A 16,458-nucleotide genomic window follows, 5' to 3' on the forward strand; every position below is an offset into this window, starting at 1 on the left:
TCGCCGTCAGGCAATCTGCGAAAACGGGTGGGCAGCCAAAGGAGAAACGATATGATCACCTGCTTCATCCGCTATCAGATCGACCCCTTCAAGAAGGAGGCGTTTGCTGAATATGCCCGCAACTGGGGCCAGGCAATCCCGAAGAATGGCGCCGACCTGATCGGCTATTTCGGTCCGCATGAGGGCTCGGCAACGACCGCTTACGGCGTCTATAACATCGAGAGCCTCGCCGCCTACGAAGCCTATCGCGCCAGGCTGGCTTCCGACCCGCTCGGCCGTGAGAATTATGAATTTGCCAGACGCGAAGGCTTCATCCTGAAGGAGGATCGCATCTTCCTCAAAAATGTCTCCGCTCCCCACGCCAAGCTGGTGCTGTCATGATCGCCGTCATCTTCGAAGTCGTGCCCTATATGGGCGAACGCCACAAATATCTGGATCTCGCCGGCGAGTTGCGCGGCGAGCTCGAAAAGATCGACGGATTCATTTCGATCGAGCGTTTCGAGAGCCTGACGAACCGCGGCAAGCTGCTGTCGCTCTCCTTCTTCCGCGATGAGGAAGCCGTCAAGCAGTGGCGCAATCTCGATGTGCACCGGGCAGCCCAGCAGGCCGGACGCGGCGGCATCTTTGCCGATTACCGCCTGCGGATCGCCAGCGTCATCCGCGATTACGGCATGTTCGAACGCGACGAGGCGCCGGCCGACAGCCGCCGCGTTCACGACGCGGCCTGATCGCCGGCGTCGGCAAACTCTGCCGCTCACTCATCGGCCACCCGAATAAATTCCCGAAATCGGCCACCGCTTCAGGCTTTGGTAACTAAGTTGCGTAACCATAACGGACAGTTAAGCGTAGAGCGTATGAGTGAGTATCAGAATGGCATCAGTTTTTCCGCTTGCCGACCTCAAGGCTTCCGTCAAGTCGGATTCCCGGCCGGGCTCTTGGGTTGACACGATCATCAAGGGCGATTGCGTCAGCGCCCTTGAAGCTTTGCCCAGCCACTCCGTCGACATCATCTTTGCCGATCCGCCGTATAATCTCCAGCTCGGCGGAACGCTGCATCGTCCCGACCAGTCGCTGGTCGATGCGGTCGACGACGAATGGGATCAGTTCGCCTCCTTCGAGGCCTATGATGCCTTCACACGCGCCTGGCTGCTCGCCTGCCGGCGTGTGCTGAAGCCGACAGGCTCGATCTGGGTGATCGGCTCCTACCACAATATCTTCCGTGTCGGCGCCACGCTGCAGGATCTGAATTTCTGGATCCTCAACGACATCATCTGGCGCAAGACCAACCCGATGCCGAATTTCAAGGGCCGCCGTTTCCAGAACGCCCATGAGACGATGATCTGGGCAAGCCCCAACGCCAAGGCCAAGGGCTATACCTTCAATTACGATGCGCTGAAGGCCGCCAATGACGACGTGCAGATGCGCTCGGACTGGCTGTTCCCGATCTGCAACGGCAGCGAGCGGCTGAAGGGCGAGGACGGCAAGAAGGCGCATCCGACGCAGAAGCCGGAGGCGCTGCTTGCCCGCGTCATCATGGCCTCGACCAAGCCCGGCGATATCGTGCTCGATCCCTTCTTCGGCTCGGGAACGACGGGCGCCGTCGCCAAGCGTCTCGGCCGCCACTTCGTCGGCATCGAGCGCGAACAGGATTATATCGATGCGGCCTCGGCCCGCATCGCCGCCGTCGAGCCGCTCGGCAAGGCGGAACTGACCGTCATGACCGGCAAGAAGGCCGAAGTTCGCGTCGCCTTCAACGTGCTGGTTGAAAGCGGCCTGATCAAGCCCGGTCAGGTGCTGACCGACGCCAGGCGCCGCTATAGCGCGATTGTCCGCGCCGATGGCACGGTAGCTTCAGGCGGCGAGGCCGGCTCCATTCATCGTCTCGGCGCCAAGGTGCAGGGTCTCGATGCATGCAACGGATGGACCTTCTGGCATTTCGAAGACGGGCAGTCCCTGCGCCCGATCGATGATCTCAGGTCCGTCATCCGCAGTGATCTGGCAAAGGCGGAGTGAGCACCACCTTCGCGAGATCGAGATACCTTCTTCCGATTTCCCTCCAGTTGCGGAAGAAGACCAAGGCGCCCGGGGTCAAACCCGGGCGTCCTCTTTTTGTTTTTGCGCAATTCCGGACGCAAAACCGCTCTACACTTTTGCCGGAATTGCTCCAGTTCGGAAATCTGATCAGAACTCCTGGTAATCGGTGACGTCGACCCGTGTGACGCGGCCTTCCGCGTTGAAGGTGATCGTCTCCTCGCCCTCGCGGATCAGCGGCTTGCCTGATTTGCTGTGGGTGGCGCGCACCGACCAGACCGACCGGCCGCACAGCGGCGTCAACGTTTCCACCAGCGAATTTTCCGCCGTCTGGTCGGGATAGTCATCGAAATAACGCCGGAAGGCGGCCATGATTTCGGCGCGGCCGGTGAGATCGCCGACGCCGTTCGAGACATAGGTCGCGTCCTCGGCGAAATAAGCCTCGATGGCGGGAAAATCGAGGGCGTTGATGGCGGCGTGAAAACGTTCGATTTCTTCTGCGGGGTCGAATGCCATGGATATCAGACCTTCAATCCGTAAGCGGCAAGATCGCTGCGCAGCTTCTCAGGCCCCGAAAACAGCACCGCATTCCAGCCGTAGGCCTTGGCGCCTTCGACATTAACAGGCGCGTCGTCGATGAAGATCGTCGCAGCCGGATCGAGGCCGAAGCTTTTCGTATGCGTCTCGTAGATGGCGATATCGGGTTTGATCAGGCCGACATCGCCGGAAACGGTGACGCCGCGCGGTTTGGTCAGGAAGGGGAAACGCGCCTGCGCCTCGCGGAAGGTGTCGGAGGCGAAGTTTGTCAGCATCGTCACGTCGCGCCCCTCGGCGATCAGCCCTTCCATGATCGCGACGCTGTCGTCATAGGCGTGCGGAACCATCTCGTGCCAATATTTGCGGAAGGCGCGGATATGCTCTTCGCGGGCAGGGTGCTGTTCGATCAGCAGCGCTTCGGCCTCCGCCCAGGTGCGGCCGCGGTCCTGCTCGATGTTCCAGTCATGGGTGCAGATATTGGCGAAGAACCAGTTGCGCTCGGCCTCATCAGGGATGAGGCGGCTGAAGGGAAGATGCGGATCGTAATGAATAAGGACTTTGCCGATATCGAAAACGATATGTCTTATGTCGGTGGTCATGGTCATCCCTTGGATGTTTTAAACGCGAGAGGAATAGCCGCTGCGATCGCTTTTTTCATGATGGTTGGTAAGGCCTGGGCTTCAAGATTTGTAACCGGCTCCCACCATCCGTCATTCGTGCCGACCTTGGCAGCGATTGCCGCACGCCAGATCGAAAGCCTGAGCTCGAAATGGGTGAAGACATGGATGACGGTGCCAGCGGCCTGCCATGCCGCATCGAAGGGCGCGGCGGCGGCCGAGGTCTCGCCGTCGATGCGCGCCGTCCACGCCGTTGTCGGCACCTCGGTCATGCCGCCGAGCAGGCCGCTGTCGATACGCCGCCGCAAGAGGATCTCGCCATCACCGGTTACCGCGATGAAGGCCGCGCCATATCTGACCGGCTTCTCCTTCTTCGCCGCCTTGATCGGAAAGAGCTCGGGATCGGAAGATTTGAGTGCTTCGCAGGCACCCCGGAACGGACAGAGCGAACAGGCCGGCCGCTTAGGCGTGCAGATCGTCGCCCCGAGATCCATCATCGCCTGGGCGAAATCGCCGGGCCGTGTCTCAGGCGTCAGCAGCGCCACCTTCTCCTTCATCGCCGGCTTTGCGGCTGGAAGCGGCGTGGCGATGGCATAGAGCCTGGAGATCACTCGCTCGACATTGCCGTCCATGACCGCCGCCTGCCGGTTGAAGGCGATGGCCGCGACGGCTGCTGCGGTATAGTCGCCGATGCCAGGCAGCGACTTGAGGCCCTCTTCGGTATCGGGAAAGATGCCGCCATGCACTTTCGCCACCGCTTCGGCGCATTTCTTCAGGTTGCGGGCCCGCGCATAATAGCCGAGCCCCGCCCAGGCGGCCATCACCGCGTCGTTTTCGGCTGCGGCAAGATCGGTCACCTCGGGCCAGCGCTGGAGAAACCGCTCAAAATAGGGTTTGACCGCCTGCACCGTCGTCTGCTGCAGCATCACCTCGGACAGCCAGACGCGATAGGGATCGGCCTTGACGCCGCGGGCCGCCATGCCGGGCGAAACACGCCAGGGCAGCTCGCGGTGATGGCGATCGTACCAGTCGAGCAGGGGCTTTGCGGTGGGCGTGTCGAGTGTGGTGATCGTCATGATTTGCCGCGATAAGGGGAAGTGCCTATACTTGGCGAAACAATGCCGCGCGATCAAGTCGCCCCTACGAATTGACGCGCGAATTGGCATGCGAATTGGCGGCGTCGCTGAAGGGTTTCGATGAGTTATCCACGCAAAGGTGCAAAGCAGATTTCCGAGCTGGCGAACGGGCTGATCGATCCCGTGCTTGCCAGGCGGGCCGGCATCAACACGGCTCTGCTCGGCTCGTGGAGCGAAATTGCCGGCGAGGATTTCGCCGATTGCACCCGGCCGGAAAAGATCGCCTGGGCCCGCGGCGGCAATGAGACCGGCGGCTTCCGCCCCGGCGTGCTGACGATTGCCTGCGAAGGCGCGCGTGCGCTCTTTCTCACCCATGCGCAGGGCGAACTCATCCAGCGCATCAACAGCTTCTTCGGCTTTGCCGCCGTCCACCAGATCCGCATCGTCCAGAAGCCGGTCTCACAAGCCATCCGCCGCTCCCGCACCCCGCCGCCGCTGAAAGGCGAAGCCGCCCGCAAGCTCGAAGGCATGATGGAGGGCATCGAGAACGACAAGCTGCGCCAGGCAATCCAGCGCCTGGGCACCGCGGTGATGGGCAAGCGCGGACGATAAATGTGGCGCGTGCTCGATCGGAGCCGATGAAGTCCACAGGCGGACCAATCACGCACAGGTCACGCCTTCAAGGTCTCAGACCATCGCTAAACCACACCCTTCTTCAGGATGAAGTTGCCATAGGGCCGTGTCTCACCTGTGTGAACCACCGCAAAGCAGGATTCAGCCAACGGATAATAGGCGAAGCGCTCGATAGACCTGCTCTTGATGCTGCGCTTTTCGACCGTCGAGCAGAGCAATTCCACATCCGCATGAACCGGTAGCATCGTGCCGGCCTGATCCGGATCCTCCATATGCATGAGCGGCTGTTCGACGAAGTGATCGAGCGGCATGACTGCCAGGATCGCCGCTATGGCGTCTGTGGCGCTCGCCGCGTTCATCGACACGAGTTTGCCAGTCACGGTCTTCTTTGACACGCGGCACGCCGAAAAATTCTTGTCGACGATGGCGAGTTCATCCCCGTGGCCCATCGCGCTCAGTATCCACAAAAGATCCGGGCAGAGAATCCCCGGAATGTTTTTCAGTGCCATGTTCGCTCCTCCCAATGGACTCCAATATCGCCATAATAGCTAACGAAAACGCTTGCGCAAACGTTTCGATGGTCATATATCGATTTCCAGCATTTCATTGGAGGATGAAATAGACCGGGTGACCGTCGAGCTGGGAGGCTTGTTCGCGGGCGGCAATATTTCGACTTTTTGTTCTGGGGGTGACGCGGCGGCGGTTTGAAGCTGCGCGTCAGGCGTGATGGGAGAGGTCTGCAATCATGGCGACAATCACTGACGTTGCACGCGTCGCGGGTGTCTCGGTCTCTACCGTGTCGCACGTTGTCAACGGCACGCGGCATGTGAATGACGCGACGGCGGCGCTCGTCAGGCAGGCGATCGAAACCCTCGGATTTGTACCGAACGCCGTGGCCCGCTCACTGGTGCGATCATCGACGGATGCCGTGGGTATCGCGATCTCGATCAGCACCAACTACTATTTCAACGATATCGTCTCCTCTATCGAAAGAGCCTGCGCCGCCATCGGCCAGCTCGTCTTTCTTTGCGACACGCAGAACGATCCGGAGACCGAGCTGCGGCTGGTCCGCGAACTCGTCCAGCGGCGAGTAGATGGGGTGATTTTGGCTCCGTCCGGCGATCCGGAAAACCGCGCCATCGACTATCTCAAATCGTCTCGCATGCCCTTCGTGCTTGTCGACCGTCTGACGGTTGCCGATGCGGACGGGGTTTGCCTGGACAACGAGGCGGCGATGGAGACGCTGATCGACCATCTGGTGGGCCACGGCCACCGCCGCATCGGCCTCATCGCCGGCGAGCCCGGGCTGCTTTCCACGATCGAACGCGTGCGTGGATACGTCGGCGCCATGCGCAAGCACGGGCTGGAGATCGATCGCAGCCTGATGAGCGAAGGCAATGCCAACAGCGCGGATGCCCGCCAATCGGCGCTTGAGATCTTAGGCCGGGCGGACCGCCCGACGGCGATCGCCTCGGGCAACAATCTGGCCACGATCGGCGTCATGCGCGCTGTGCGGGATCTTGGCTTGCGCATCTCCGAGGATCTGGCGCTGATCGGCTTTGACGATTTCGATTGGGCCGACTGCTTCGAGCCGCGGCTGACCGTCATGGCGCAGCCAAGCGAGATGATCGGCATGCAGGCTGCGGAAATGCTGTCCAGGCGGATCAAATCGAGCACCGACGACGTGCGGCAGGTCCGCCTGCCGGCAAAACTGGTAATTCGCCGCTCCTGCGGCTGCGGAGGGCATTGAAATGACGTCGGCATTGGCTCTTGCTGGGATCACCAAATCCTTTCCGGGCGTGCGGGCCCTGAAAGGCGTGTCGTTTTCTCTGCAGCCCGGAGAAATCAGGGCGTTGGTGGGGGAGAACGGGGCCGGAAAATCGACGCTGATGAAGATCCTTTCCGGCGCCTATTCGGCCGACGAGGGGCGCATCGAGCTTTTTGGCGAAGCGGTGCTCGACCCGACCCCAGCCGGGATGATCGCGCGCGGGGTTGCGGTTATCTATCAGGAACTGGCTCAGGCGCCGCACCTGACCGTCGCCGAAAACGTTCTGATGGGGCGGCTGCCGTGCAAGGGCGCCCTGATCGACTGGGGCGAGGCAAAGCGCCGGACCATCGAGGTTATTGACCGGCTCGGTTTCGATGTCGATCCGACCGCTCGGATCGGGACGCTCTCCGTTGCCAAGCGACAGATGGTGGAGATCGCCAAGGCCCTGGCGCGCAATGCCAGGATCATCGTTCTCGACGAGCCGTCGGCGGTGTTGGCGCAGGCAGAGATCGATCAGCTGTTTCGGGTTGTCCGGCAGTTGGCTCGTGAGAGCGGCGTTGCCTTCGTTTATATTTCGCATCGCCTGCGCGAGGTTTTCGAACTGAGCGACACGGTCACCGTTTTGCGCGACGGCACAGTCATCCACAACGGACCTTCCAATGGTCTGACGACGGACGATCTCATTCGCAGCATGGTGGGCCGGGAAGTGGGCGACGTCTTCCCCACCCGCACGCCCCGGATCGGCGAGGAAGCGCTGTCCGCTCAGGGCATTTCGACGCCGGCGCTGCTCAAAAATGTCAGCATCCATGTTCGAAAGGGCGAGATCGTCGGTCTTTTCGGGCTGGCGGGTGCCGGCCGCACCGAGCTTTTGCGCGCCATCTACGGCGCGGATCCGCGTGGTGCCGGCGAAGTCAGGATCAACGGCGTGATGGCCAGCATCGGTTCGCCGCGCGCCGGCATCAGCAAGGGGCTCGGCCTGGTGCCGGAAGACCGCAAGACGGAGGGCCTCTTCCTGATACAGAGCGTCGGCTTCAACATCATGTCGGCGAGCCTGGCGCAGATCGTCCGTTTCGGGCTTCTTTCTCTGCGCCGCGAGCGCAAAATCGTGAACGGTCTGATCGAACGGCTGCGGATCAGGACGCCGAATGCCGCAGCAGCGACGCAGAACCTTTCGGGTGGCAATCAGCAGAAATGCGTGCTGGCGAGGCTGGTCAGCGCCGGATGCGAGATCCTGCTGGCCGACGAGCCCACACGTGGCGTCGACGTCGGGGCCAAGCGCGAAATCTACGACCTGCTGGTCGAACTGGCGGAGGCCCGCGGGCTGGCAATCGTCATCGCTTCTTCCGAACTGCCTGAAATCCTTGGTTTGTGCGACCGGCTCTATGTCCTGAGAGAGGGCGAGGTGACGGCTGAACTCGACGCGCGCACCGCGACTGAAGAAGACGTCATGCACTTCGCGGCACTACATTAATGAGGGGACTACCATGAAGTATCTTCCGCGCGGAACGGGTCTTGCCGGTGCACTGATCGTACTGATCATCGCCGCCTCGCTGATCTCTCCTCATTTTCTCAACCCCATCAACATCCTGAATGTCCTGAGGCAGGTTGCGCTCTACGGGATCCTCGGCATCGGCATGACATTCGTGATCCTCACCAAGGGGATCGATCTTTCGGTGGGGTCGATCGTCGCACTGGTCGGCGTCACCGGCGCGGTGCTGATGGAGCAGGGGGTGCCCATCCCGCTGATGGTGCTGATCTGTCTCTCCATCGGCGCCCTCGTCGGCTGCGTCAACGGCCTCGGCATTTCCTATTTCCGCATTCCGGCCTTCATCATGACGCTCGGCTGCATGGTCATGGTGCGCGGCTTCGCGCTGATGATCGCCGATGGCGGGACCGTCAATCCGGGAAAGCTCGCTGACAGTTTCTTCGTGCTCGGCGGCGGCTACATGCTGAGCGTGCCCACACCGATCTACGTCTTTGCGGCAGTCTGCATCATAGCGGCCGTCGTGCTCAGCTTCACGCGGTTCGGCCGGGCCATCTATGCGGTCGGCAGCAATGAGGAGGCGGCGAGGCTCTCCGGCATCAACGTGCCGCTCGTCATCTTCAGCGTCTACATCATTTGTGGCGTGCTGGCGGCACTTTCCGGCCTGATTTTCCTGTCCCGTCTTTCCGTCGGCGACCCGAATTCCGGCCTCGGCCTCGAATTGGAAGCGATCACGATCGCGGTGATCGGCGGCACGTCGCTGTTCGGCGGCGAAGGCACCGTTCTCGGTACGATCGGCGGCGCCATGGTGCTGGCCATCATCGCAAACATTCTCAATCTCGCAGGCGTTTCACCATTCTCACAACAGGTGGTGAAGGGCGCGATCATCGTTCTTGCCGTGCTGCTCGAAGCCGGAAGAAAACCACGCAAGTAGCGTGTTAACCAGAGGGAGGACTTAAAATGCTCAACATCACCAGACGCATGCTCATCATCTCCGCCGGGCTCGCCACCATCTTGACCGCCGCACCCGCCTTCAGCGCGGACAAGATCGTCATCGGCTTCTCGCAGGCGAGCTCGAACTCGGCCCACCGCAACACGATGACCAAACGCAACCAGGCCTATGCAGCGGAACACTTCAAGGATGTCGATCTGATCGTCACCAACGCGGAAGGCAAGTCCGCAAAGCAGATTTCGGATGTCGAAAGCCTGATGGTCCAGGGCATGAAGGTTCTGATGATTTCGGCGCAGGATAGTGCCGCCATCGCTCCGACCATCAAGCAGGTCCTGGCTGCCGGCATTCCGGTCATCACGCTCGAGCGCAGCCTCGATATTCCCGTTACGCTGCACGTCGGCCCGCACAACAAACCGATCGGCACGCTTGCCGGCAAGTACATAGCCGAGGCGCTGAAAGGCAAGGGCAATGTCGTCGAGATCAAGGGCGATCCGGCTGTCGCTCCCGCGGTGGAGCGCCATGAGGGTTTTGCCGAAGCCATCGCTGGCACTGATATCAAGGTGATTGCCGAAACCCATGCCGACTGGGACCAGGAAAAGGCGTTGAAGTTCATGGAAGACACGCTTCAACGTTTCCCGGCCGGGCAGATTCAAGCCGTTTACGCCCATAACGACAACATGGCGTTTGGCGCGCTGCGGGCGATCCAGGCCGCCGGCCGTGACAAGGAAGGCATCCTCATCATCGGCATCGACGGCGAGAACGCCGCCATCCGCGCCGTTGCCAAGGGCGACCTGACCGCGACCTTCACCTATTCCACGGTCGCGCCTGAAGGCGTTATTGCCGCGCATGCGCTTGCCACCAACGACACCGCAGCGCTGGAAAAGCTCGGAACCTTGACCAAGAAGGACGACGGCTCGATGGAAATCGAGATTGCGTCGAAGATGATCACCAAGGAGAACGCTGCCGAGTTCTTCTGCAAGGGCTTCGGCGACGACCCTGAATGCAAGTAATCCGATAGACTTCGAACTCCGGCGCGACAACAGAAGCGCCGGACTTTGCCGCCGTCCGCCAGATCCGCATCGTCCAGAAGCCGGTCTCACAAGCCATCCGCCGCTCCCGCACCCCGCCGCCGCTGAAAGGCGAAGCCGCCCGCAAGCTCGAAGGCATGATGGAGGGGATAGAGCATGACAAGCTGCGCCAGGCGATCCAGCGCTTAGGCACGGCGGTGATGGGGAAGCGGGGGAACCAACGCTGATCAGCAAAAACGCCCTATCTCCGCATGCTTAGTTTTTTGATCCCGCTTCGATAAGTTCGCGGGTAACGGCGAATTCCATCCTGCCCGAGATCGAGCTGTAAGGCTCGCACTGTGTGATCGCATCAGCGATCGACGGGGCTGCCGTTTTTTCCCATTCGGATGGTGGTGTGCGGAAGTTAACGGATAAAAAGTCGGCAGATCCATCCTTGATGACCGCCACAATCAGGAAGCTATAAGCGCTCGGCGCGTTCGCAGGCAGCTTTAGACATTTAAGCATCTGATTGAAAACAATATTGCCGCCGTCTTCAGAGGTGTGCGCGCCCGTCACGTTCATGGCCAATGCGACCGAGGCAATAAGCACGTAATAGAAAAAAGTCTTCGTCAAGGAATGCATTGAAATATCCCTCTGAATAGTCATCTGTTATACTTGTATCGTAGACGGGAGAAAAGTCATGCTGGTCTTACAGTTGCCCCCTGATATCGAAACGCGGCTGATTGAGCTTTCCAAGCGTACCGGCCGCAGCAAGAGCTTCTATGTGCGTCAAGCCATCCTCGCTCATCTCGACGACCTCGAAGATATCTATCTTGCCGAAAGGCGCCTCGAAGAACTTCGCCGCGACGAGGGCGATACCGTGCCGCTGGCCGAGCTGACGGCGCGTTACGGGTTGGACGACTGAGTTTCATCTCGATCAGCCGAATGCCAGCTTGGGCGTGAAGTGTGACTTGAACTCTGTCACACGTGTATTACACTGTAATCACTTGATAGGAGTGAACAGGAATGCGCAGCAGCAAACCCATTACGGTTACGCTCGGCAGTCAGCAGAAAAGCCTAGAAGGACGGCTGCAATCGGGCGCCTATAGTTCGGCGAGCGAGGTCATTCGCGCCGCATTGCGTGCGCTCGACCGGGAAGAGGATGCTATCGACGAAATCATGCGTCTGAAAATCCGCGAAGCGATCGAGGATCCGGGTTCGGATATCGATTCCGATGTGGTCTTCGAGCGGCTCGAACGTCTGCATGCCGAGCGGATGAAGGCTGAGGATGGTGGCGCTTAAGGTTGTATTTCGTCCTAGAGCGGAGAAGGATCTGCTCGATATCTACGCATTCATCGCTGCGGACAATTCTATGGCGGCGATGGAATTCATCCGCCGGCTGAGGCAGATCTGTCATGGTCTGGAAGACATGCCGGAAAGGGGAGCGCCGCGCGAGGATTTTGCCCCCGGGGTTCGCATTCTGGTTTTTGAGCGGCGTGTGACGATCGCCTACCGGGTCGTGAAGGATCGGGTACAGATATTGAGGCTGTTCTACGCCGGCCGGAATACGCCTTCGGCCTTCCGTGAAAACTGAGAATCGCTCATTTCGGAACGCAACGTCCGCTTTCGGTCCCACCGCGGTCACAATTCTTTGAAGGAAGTTGGTGAACCGTGCCTTGTGAGCGGCCGCAAGCCGTTATATCGCACAGTCACGCCGTCAATCTCATTAGTTATGGGGAATTCATGCAGATGTCCGAAATGCAACTGACGAAACGCCGCCTGCTCAGCGGTATCGCCATCGCCGCAGCTGCCGTGGCGCTTGTCGCCTGCAACGACAGCAAGGACGCTGCCGATGCTTCGTCCTCCGGCAAGACCATGGCCGATGGCACCAATGTCGACACCATGCAGACGGCGGCCACCTCGGCGACCGAAATGCCGGAGTCCGACGGCGATGTCGACATGGCAGAAGTGCTGAAGCCCGGCGCGCTGCCGGAAATGGCGCTCGGCAAGGCCGACGCCCCGGTCAAGATCGTCGAATATATGTCGATGACCTGCCCGCATTGCGCCCATTTCCACAACACCACCTTCGACGCGATCAAGCAGAAATACGTCGACGCCGGCAAGGTGCAGTTCATCATCCGCGAATTCCCCTTCGACCCGCGCGCCGCCGCAGCCTTCATGCTCGCCCGCTGCAGCGCTTCCAATCCGGAACAGTTGAGCACGCCGGAACAGTATTTCCCGATGGTTTCCATGCTCTTCAAGCAGCAGCAGATCTGGGCCGCCGCCGATGATGGCCGCGCCGCACTGCTGCAGATGTCGAAGCTTGCCGGATTTACTGAGGATAGCTTCACGAAATGCTTGACGAACCAGAAGCTTCTGGATGAAGTGAACGCCACGCGGGAAAGAGGTTCCAAGGATTTCGGCGTCAACGCCACCCCGACTTTCCTGATCAATGGCAAGCGCTACTCTGGAGACATGCCGGTTGAAACCTTGTCGAAGCTCATCGACAGCCTGCTCTGAACCGGATCGTTTCGATAGAACGGGCGACGGCGAAAGCCGTGCGCCCGTTTTTTTGTGGGTGCGTGGGGAATACCCCCCTCTGTCCTGCCGGACCCGGGGTCGAGCCACGGGTCTCGACCCGTCCTTCGGACCCCCACAAGGGGGGAGATCGACTGGGGGGAATGTCTCCTCCTTCATGATACCTTTCACGACTGCTCAGAGTGAGCGGGTCTTTGTTTGGGGAAGCCTTCGCCACCGGCCAATCTCCCCACCTGTGGTGGAGATGCCCGGCAGGGCAGAGGGGGGTACCACGCCCGCCCTGCGCGGAGATACTGCCTGCTCCGAACTGCGCCCCGGAGCGGCTGCATGAAGTTCAACAAGCTGCGCCTGGTCGGCTTCAAATCCTTCGTCGAGCCGACGGAATTCATTATCGAGCGGGGACTGACCGGCGTCGTCGGGCCGAACGGCTGCGGCAAGTCGAACCTCGTCGAGGCGCTGCGCTGGGTGATGGGCGAAAATTCCTACAAGAACATGCGCGCCTCCGGCATGGACGACGTGATCTTTTCCGGTTCCGGCAACCGCCCGGCGCGCAACACCGCCGAGGTGGCGCTCTATCTCGACAATGCCGAGCGCACCGCGCCTGCCGCCTTCAACGACAGCGACGAGATCCAGGTCACCCGCCGCATCGAGCGTGAACAGGGCTCGCTCTATCGCATCAACGGCAAGGAAAGCCGCGCCAAGGACGTGCAGCTGCTGTTTGCCGATGCCTCCACCGGCGCGCGGTCGCCCTCGATGGTCGGGCAGGGGCGGATCGGCGAGCTGATCCAGGCAAAGCCGCAGGCCCGCCGCCAGCTGCTCGAAGAGGCGGCCGGCATATCCGGCCTGCATTCCCGCCGCCACGAGGCCGAACTGCGGCTGCGCGCCGCCGAAGGCAATCTCGAGCGTCTCGACGACGTCACCTCGCAGCTGGAAAGCCAGATCGAGAGCCTGAAGCGGCAGGCCCGCCAGGCAAACCGCTTCAAGACCCTGTCTGCCGATATCCGCGCCCGGGAAGCGATGCTGCTGCATATCCGCTGGGTGCAGGCCAAGGAAGCCGAAGCCGAGGCTGACAGCGCGCTGAACCAGGCGACATCAGTCGTCGCCGAAAAGGCGCAGATGCAGATGGAGGCGGCGAAGAACCAGGCTATCTCCAGCCTGAAGCTGCCGGAACTGCGCGAGGGCGAGGCGCGTGCTGCTGCCGCCCTGCAGCGCCTGCAGATCGCCAGAAGCCAGCTGGAGGAGGATGCCGGCCGCATCCTGCGCCGCCGTGACGAGCTGACCCGCCGTCTCGCCCAGCTTGCGGAGGATATCAGCCGCGAGCAGCGGCTGGTGGCCGATAATGCCGTCATCCTGGCGAGGCTCGATGCCGAAGAGGCTGAGATTTCAGAAATCCTCGCCGATTCCGGCCGTTATGCCGAGGAAACCCGCGAGGCCTTCGAGGGTGCGGCGGCAAAACTTGCCGACAGTGAGCGCATCTTCACCCAGCTGACCGCCGAGCGCGCCGAGGCCGCCGCCGGCCGCAACCAGCTGGAACGCGCCATCCGCGATCTGACGGATCGGCGGATGCGCCTCGAACGGCAGATGGATGAGGCAAACCAGGAACTGTCAGCCGTCGGCGAGAAGATATCAGGCCTGCCCGATCCCGACGAAAAGCGCGCCATCGTCGAAGCCGGCGAGATCGCCGTCGCCGACGCGGAAGCCGCCGTCCAGGCGGTCGACCAGGCGCTCGCGGGCGCCCGCCAGGCCGAGGCGCTGTCGCGCGCGCCGGTCGATCAGGCCCGCTCGAGCCTGAATGCGCTGGAAACCGAGGCCCGCACCATTTCCCGCATGCTCGCCGCCGGTGCTGCGGCTGGCAAATTTCCGCCGGTTGCCGACGAACTGAAGGTCGATCGCGGTTTTGAGACCGCACTCGGTGCCGCCCTCGGCGACGATCTGGAATCGCCGCTCGATGCCGAGGCGCCGGCCCATTGGTCCGACAATGGCGATGGCGCTGGCGATCCCGCCCTTCCATCCGGCGTTGCGCCGCTGCTGACCCATGTCCGCGCGCCGGCAGCACTCACCCGCCGCCTGCGCCAGATCGGCCTGGTGGCGGAAGGGGAGGCGCAGTCGCTGATGGCGGCGCTGAAGCCCGGCCAGCGGCTGGTGACGCAAGAGGGTGCGGTTTATCGCTGGGACGGCCACGTCACCGGTGCCGATGCCCCGAGTGCGGCGGCGCTGCGCCTTGCCCAGAAGAACCGCCTGGCCGAACTCGAAAGCGAAGCCGCCCTTGCCCGCGACGTGCTTGCCGAAGCCGAGGAGCGGCAGGCGGCCGCCGCCGAAGCGATCCGCGCCGAGGAGCGCCGGCTTGCCGAGGCGCGCGACATGAGCCGCCTGTCGGCGCGTCATCTCGCCGAAGCGCGCGATGCGCTTGTTGCCGCCGAACGTGCCTCCGGCGATCTCATTCGCCGCCGCGATGTCGTCAGCGAGGCTGCCAGCCAGTTGCGGTCGCAGCTGGAAGAGATCGCTATCCAGGAAGAGAATGCCCGCATCGAGCTGGAAGACGCGCCTGACCTGACTGCGATCGACGAGCGGCTGCGGTTCCAGCAGGCGGAAGTTGCGACCGATCGCGGCGCGCTGGCCGAAAGCCGCGCCCGCCATGAAAGCCTGGCGAGGGAAAACGAAGCCCGCCAGCGCCGCATCATGGCGATCGGCCAGGAGCGCGACACCTGGCGCCAGCGGGCGGCAAGTGCTGAAGACCATGTTGCGACACTGCGCGAGCGTGAGGAAGAGGCGCGGGAAGAGGCAGCCGAGCTCGAACTGGCGCCGGATGAATTCGACGACAAGCGCCGCGCTCTGCTCAGCGAATTGCAGAAGGCCGAGGAGGCGCGCCGCCAGGCGAGCGACCTTCTGGCCGAGGCCGAACGCATCCAGCGCGAGGCCGACCAGAAGGCGACGACCGCACTCTCGGAACTTGCCGAATGCCGTGAACGCCGCGGCCGCGCCGAGGAGCGCCTGGTTTCGGCCCGCGAGAAGCGGCAGGAAAGCGAAGGCCGCATCCGCGAGGTCCTGAACGTCGCCCCGCACGAGGCGCTGCAGCTGACCGGCCGCCCGACTATGCAGGCGCTTCCCGATCCGCGCGAAGTCGAACGCGAGCTGGAACGCCTGAGGATCGAGCGCGAGCGGCTGGGCGCCGTCAATCTGCGCGCCGACGAGGAGCAGAAGGAACTGAGCGAAAAGCTCGAAGCGCTGATCAAGGAACGCGACGACGTCATCGATGCGATCCGCAAGCTGCGCGGCGCCATCCAGAGCCTCAACCGCGAGGGCCGCGAACGGCTGATCGCCGCCTTCGACATCGTCAACGCCCAGTTCCAGCGGCTGTTCACCCATCTTTTCGGCGGCGGCACCGCCGAGCTGCAGCTGATCGAATCCGACGATCCGCTCGAAGCCGGCCTCGAAATCCTCGCCCGTCCGCCCGGCAAGAAGCCGCAGACCATGACGCTGCTATCGGGCGGCGAGCAGGCGCTGACGGCAATGGCGCTGATCTTTGCCGTCTTCCTCACCAATCCGGCGCCGATCTGCGTGCTCGACGAAGTGGACGCGCCGCTCGACGACCATAATGTCGAGCGCTATTGCAATCTGATGGACGAAATGGCGGCCTCCACCGAAACCCGCTTCGTCATCATCACCCACAATCCGATCACCATGGCCCGCATGAACCGCCTCTTCGGCGTCACCATGGCCGAGCAGGGCGTCTCCCAGCTCGTCTCCGTCGACCTGCAAATTGCCGAGCGCCTGCGCGAGATTGCCTGAGGTTTTCGACGAACGCGTTTTCTGCGT

19 protein-coding genes and 1 pseudogene are annotated in these 16,458 nt (G+C 62.0%); 15 read left to right on the top strand and 5 right to left on the bottom strand.

The annotated features are described in order from the left end of the window. The first annotated feature begins 51 nt into the window (after nucleotides 1–51). From RLCC275e_RS03365 to RLCC275e_RS03375, 3 genes are all read left to right on the top strand, one after another. Complete coding sequence (locus RLCC275e_RS03365) at nucleotides 52–381, top strand: NIPSNAP family protein (RefSeq protein ID WP_033181368.1); 330 nt, start codon at nucleotides 52–54, stop codon at nucleotides 379–381. Beyond that, on the top strand, nucleotides 378–728 hold the full coding sequence (locus RLCC275e_RS03370) for an antibiotic biosynthesis monooxygenase family protein (RefSeq protein ID WP_033181367.1): 351 nt from the start codon (nucleotides 378–380) through the stop codon (nucleotides 726–728). The genes RLCC275e_RS03365 and RLCC275e_RS03370 overlap by 4 nt, the downstream gene beginning before the upstream one ends. A 142-nt stretch (nucleotides 729–870) precedes the next feature. Next, complete coding sequence (locus tag RLCC275e_RS03375; protein ID WP_033181366.1) at nucleotides 871–2,013, top strand: site-specific DNA-methyltransferase; 1,143 nt, start codon at nucleotides 871–873, stop codon at nucleotides 2,011–2,013. Between the two features lie 168 nt (nucleotides 2,014–2,181). Here RLCC275e_RS03375 and RLCC275e_RS03380 read toward each other — a convergent pair whose 3' ends face one another. From RLCC275e_RS03380 to mutY, 3 genes are read right to left on the bottom strand one after another with little or no spacing between them, the layout of a single operon-like run. After that, the gene (locus RLCC275e_RS03380) at nucleotides 2,182–2,547 is read right to left on the bottom strand and encodes a nuclear transport factor 2 family protein (RefSeq protein ID WP_033181365.1); all 366 of its coding nucleotides are present in this window, start codon (nucleotides 2,545–2,547) and stop codon (nucleotides 2,182–2,184) included. Nucleotides 2,548–2,552: 5 nt separating this feature from the next. Continuing rightward, nucleotides 2,553–3,167, bottom strand: coding sequence for an HAD family hydrolase (locus RLCC275e_RS03385; protein WP_033181364.1), 615 nt, complete (start codon nucleotides 3,165–3,167; stop codon nucleotides 2,553–2,555). 2 nt (nucleotides 3,168–3,169) lie between these two features. Then, a complete protein-coding gene (gene mutY / locus RLCC275e_RS03390) occupies nucleotides 3,170–4,261 on the bottom strand; it encodes an A/G-specific adenine glycosylase (protein ID WP_033181363.1) in 1,092 nt (363 codons plus the stop codon). A gap of 120 nt (nucleotides 4,262–4,381) precedes the next feature. On the opposite strand from mutY, the gene RLCC275e_RS03395 reads away from it, so the two are divergent. Continuing rightward, entirely contained in the window at nucleotides 4,382–4,873 is a 492-nt protein-coding gene (locus RLCC275e_RS03395) for a DUF721 domain-containing protein (protein WP_033181362.1), read from the top strand. 86 nt (nucleotides 4,874–4,959) lie between these two features. Here the strand turns inward: RLCC275e_RS03395 and RLCC275e_RS03400 are convergent, their stop codons facing one another. Then, on the bottom strand, nucleotides 4,960–5,403 hold the full coding sequence (locus tag RLCC275e_RS03400) for an RbsD/FucU family protein (RefSeq protein WP_033181361.1): 444 nt from the start codon (nucleotides 5,401–5,403) through the stop codon (nucleotides 4,960–4,962). A 52-nt stretch (nucleotides 5,404–5,455) separates the two neighbouring features. Here RLCC275e_RS03400 and RLCC275e_RS03405 point away from each other — a divergent pair, with 52 nt between their 5' ends. The 6 genes and pseudogenes from RLCC275e_RS03405 to RLCC275e_RS03430 form a co-directional block, all read left to right on the top strand. Then, on the top strand, nucleotides 5,456–5,602 hold the full coding sequence (locus RLCC275e_RS03405) for a hypothetical protein (protein ID WP_165402002.1): 147 nt from the start codon (nucleotides 5,456–5,458) through the stop codon (nucleotides 5,600–5,602). A 37-nt stretch (nucleotides 5,603–5,639) separates the two neighbouring features. Then, the gene (locus RLCC275e_RS03410; RefSeq protein ID WP_033181360.1) at nucleotides 5,640–6,644 is read left to right on the top strand and encodes a LacI family DNA-binding transcriptional regulator; all 1,005 of its coding nucleotides are present in this window, start codon (nucleotides 5,640–5,642) and stop codon (nucleotides 6,642–6,644) included. Nucleotide 6,645: 1 nt separating this feature from the next. Beyond that, entirely contained in the window at nucleotides 6,646–8,133 is a 1,488-nt protein-coding gene (locus tag RLCC275e_RS03415; RefSeq protein WP_033181359.1) for a sugar ABC transporter ATP-binding protein, read from the top strand. Between the two features lie 13 nt (nucleotides 8,134–8,146). After that, on the top strand, nucleotides 8,147–9,079 hold the full coding sequence (locus tag RLCC275e_RS03420) for an ABC transporter permease (RefSeq protein ID WP_033181358.1): 933 nt from the start codon (nucleotides 8,147–8,149) through the stop codon (nucleotides 9,077–9,079). Between the two features lie 26 nt (nucleotides 9,080–9,105). Then, the gene (locus RLCC275e_RS03425) at nucleotides 9,106–10,107 is read left to right on the top strand and encodes a substrate-binding domain-containing protein (RefSeq protein ID WP_033181357.1); all 1,002 of its coding nucleotides are present in this window, start codon (nucleotides 9,106–9,108) and stop codon (nucleotides 10,105–10,107) included. 44 nt (nucleotides 10,108–10,151) lie between these two features. After that, nucleotides 10,152–10,352: pseudogene (locus tag RLCC275e_RS03430) on the top strand (DUF721 domain-containing protein); the annotation flags it as partial. A gap of 28 nt (nucleotides 10,353–10,380) precedes the next feature. Here the strand turns inward: RLCC275e_RS03430 and RLCC275e_RS03435 are convergent. After that, nucleotides 10,381–10,746, bottom strand: coding sequence for a hypothetical protein (locus RLCC275e_RS03435; RefSeq protein WP_033181356.1), 366 nt, complete (start codon nucleotides 10,744–10,746; stop codon nucleotides 10,381–10,383). Between the two features lie 58 nt (nucleotides 10,747–10,804). Here RLCC275e_RS03435 and relB point away from each other — a divergent pair, with 58 nt between their 5' ends. From relB to RLCC275e_RS03460, 5 genes are all read left to right on the top strand, one after another. After that, complete coding sequence (relB, locus tag RLCC275e_RS03440; protein ID WP_003557195.1) at nucleotides 10,805–11,029, top strand: type II toxin-antitoxin system RelB family antitoxin; 225 nt, start codon at nucleotides 10,805–10,807, stop codon at nucleotides 11,027–11,029. A gap of 101 nt (nucleotides 11,030–11,130) precedes the next feature. Then, nucleotides 11,131–11,406 (top strand): type II toxin-antitoxin system ParD family antitoxin, encoded by a 276-nt coding sequence (locus RLCC275e_RS03445; protein WP_033181355.1) that lies wholly within the window; start codon nucleotides 11,131–11,133, stop codon nucleotides 11,404–11,406. After that, nucleotides 11,393–11,698, top strand: a complete 306-nt coding sequence (locus RLCC275e_RS03450) for a type II toxin-antitoxin system RelE/ParE family toxin (RefSeq protein WP_033181354.1) — start codon at nucleotides 11,393–11,395, stop codon at nucleotides 11,696–11,698. Before RLCC275e_RS03445 ends, RLCC275e_RS03450 begins: the two co-directional genes overlap by 14 nt. A gap of 155 nt (nucleotides 11,699–11,853) precedes the next feature. Next, nucleotides 11,854–12,624 carry a DsbA family protein gene (locus tag RLCC275e_RS03455; protein ID WP_171816923.1) on the top strand — a complete coding sequence of 257 codons (771 nt, stop codon included), beginning with the start codon at nucleotides 11,854–11,856 and terminating at the stop codon, nucleotides 12,622–12,624. 345 nt (nucleotides 12,625–12,969) lie between these two features. After that, nucleotides 12,970–16,431 (top strand): chromosome segregation SMC family protein, encoded by a 3,462-nt coding sequence (locus tag RLCC275e_RS03460; protein WP_033181352.1) that lies wholly within the window; start codon nucleotides 12,970–12,972, stop codon nucleotides 16,429–16,431. The last annotated feature ends 27 nt before the right edge of the window (nucleotides 16,432–16,458 follow it).

The organism is Rhizobium brockwellii, from assembly GCF_000769405.2.
In the GTDB taxonomy this organism is placed as follows: domain Bacteria; phylum Pseudomonadota; class Alphaproteobacteria; order Rhizobiales; family Rhizobiaceae; genus Rhizobium; species Rhizobium brockwellii.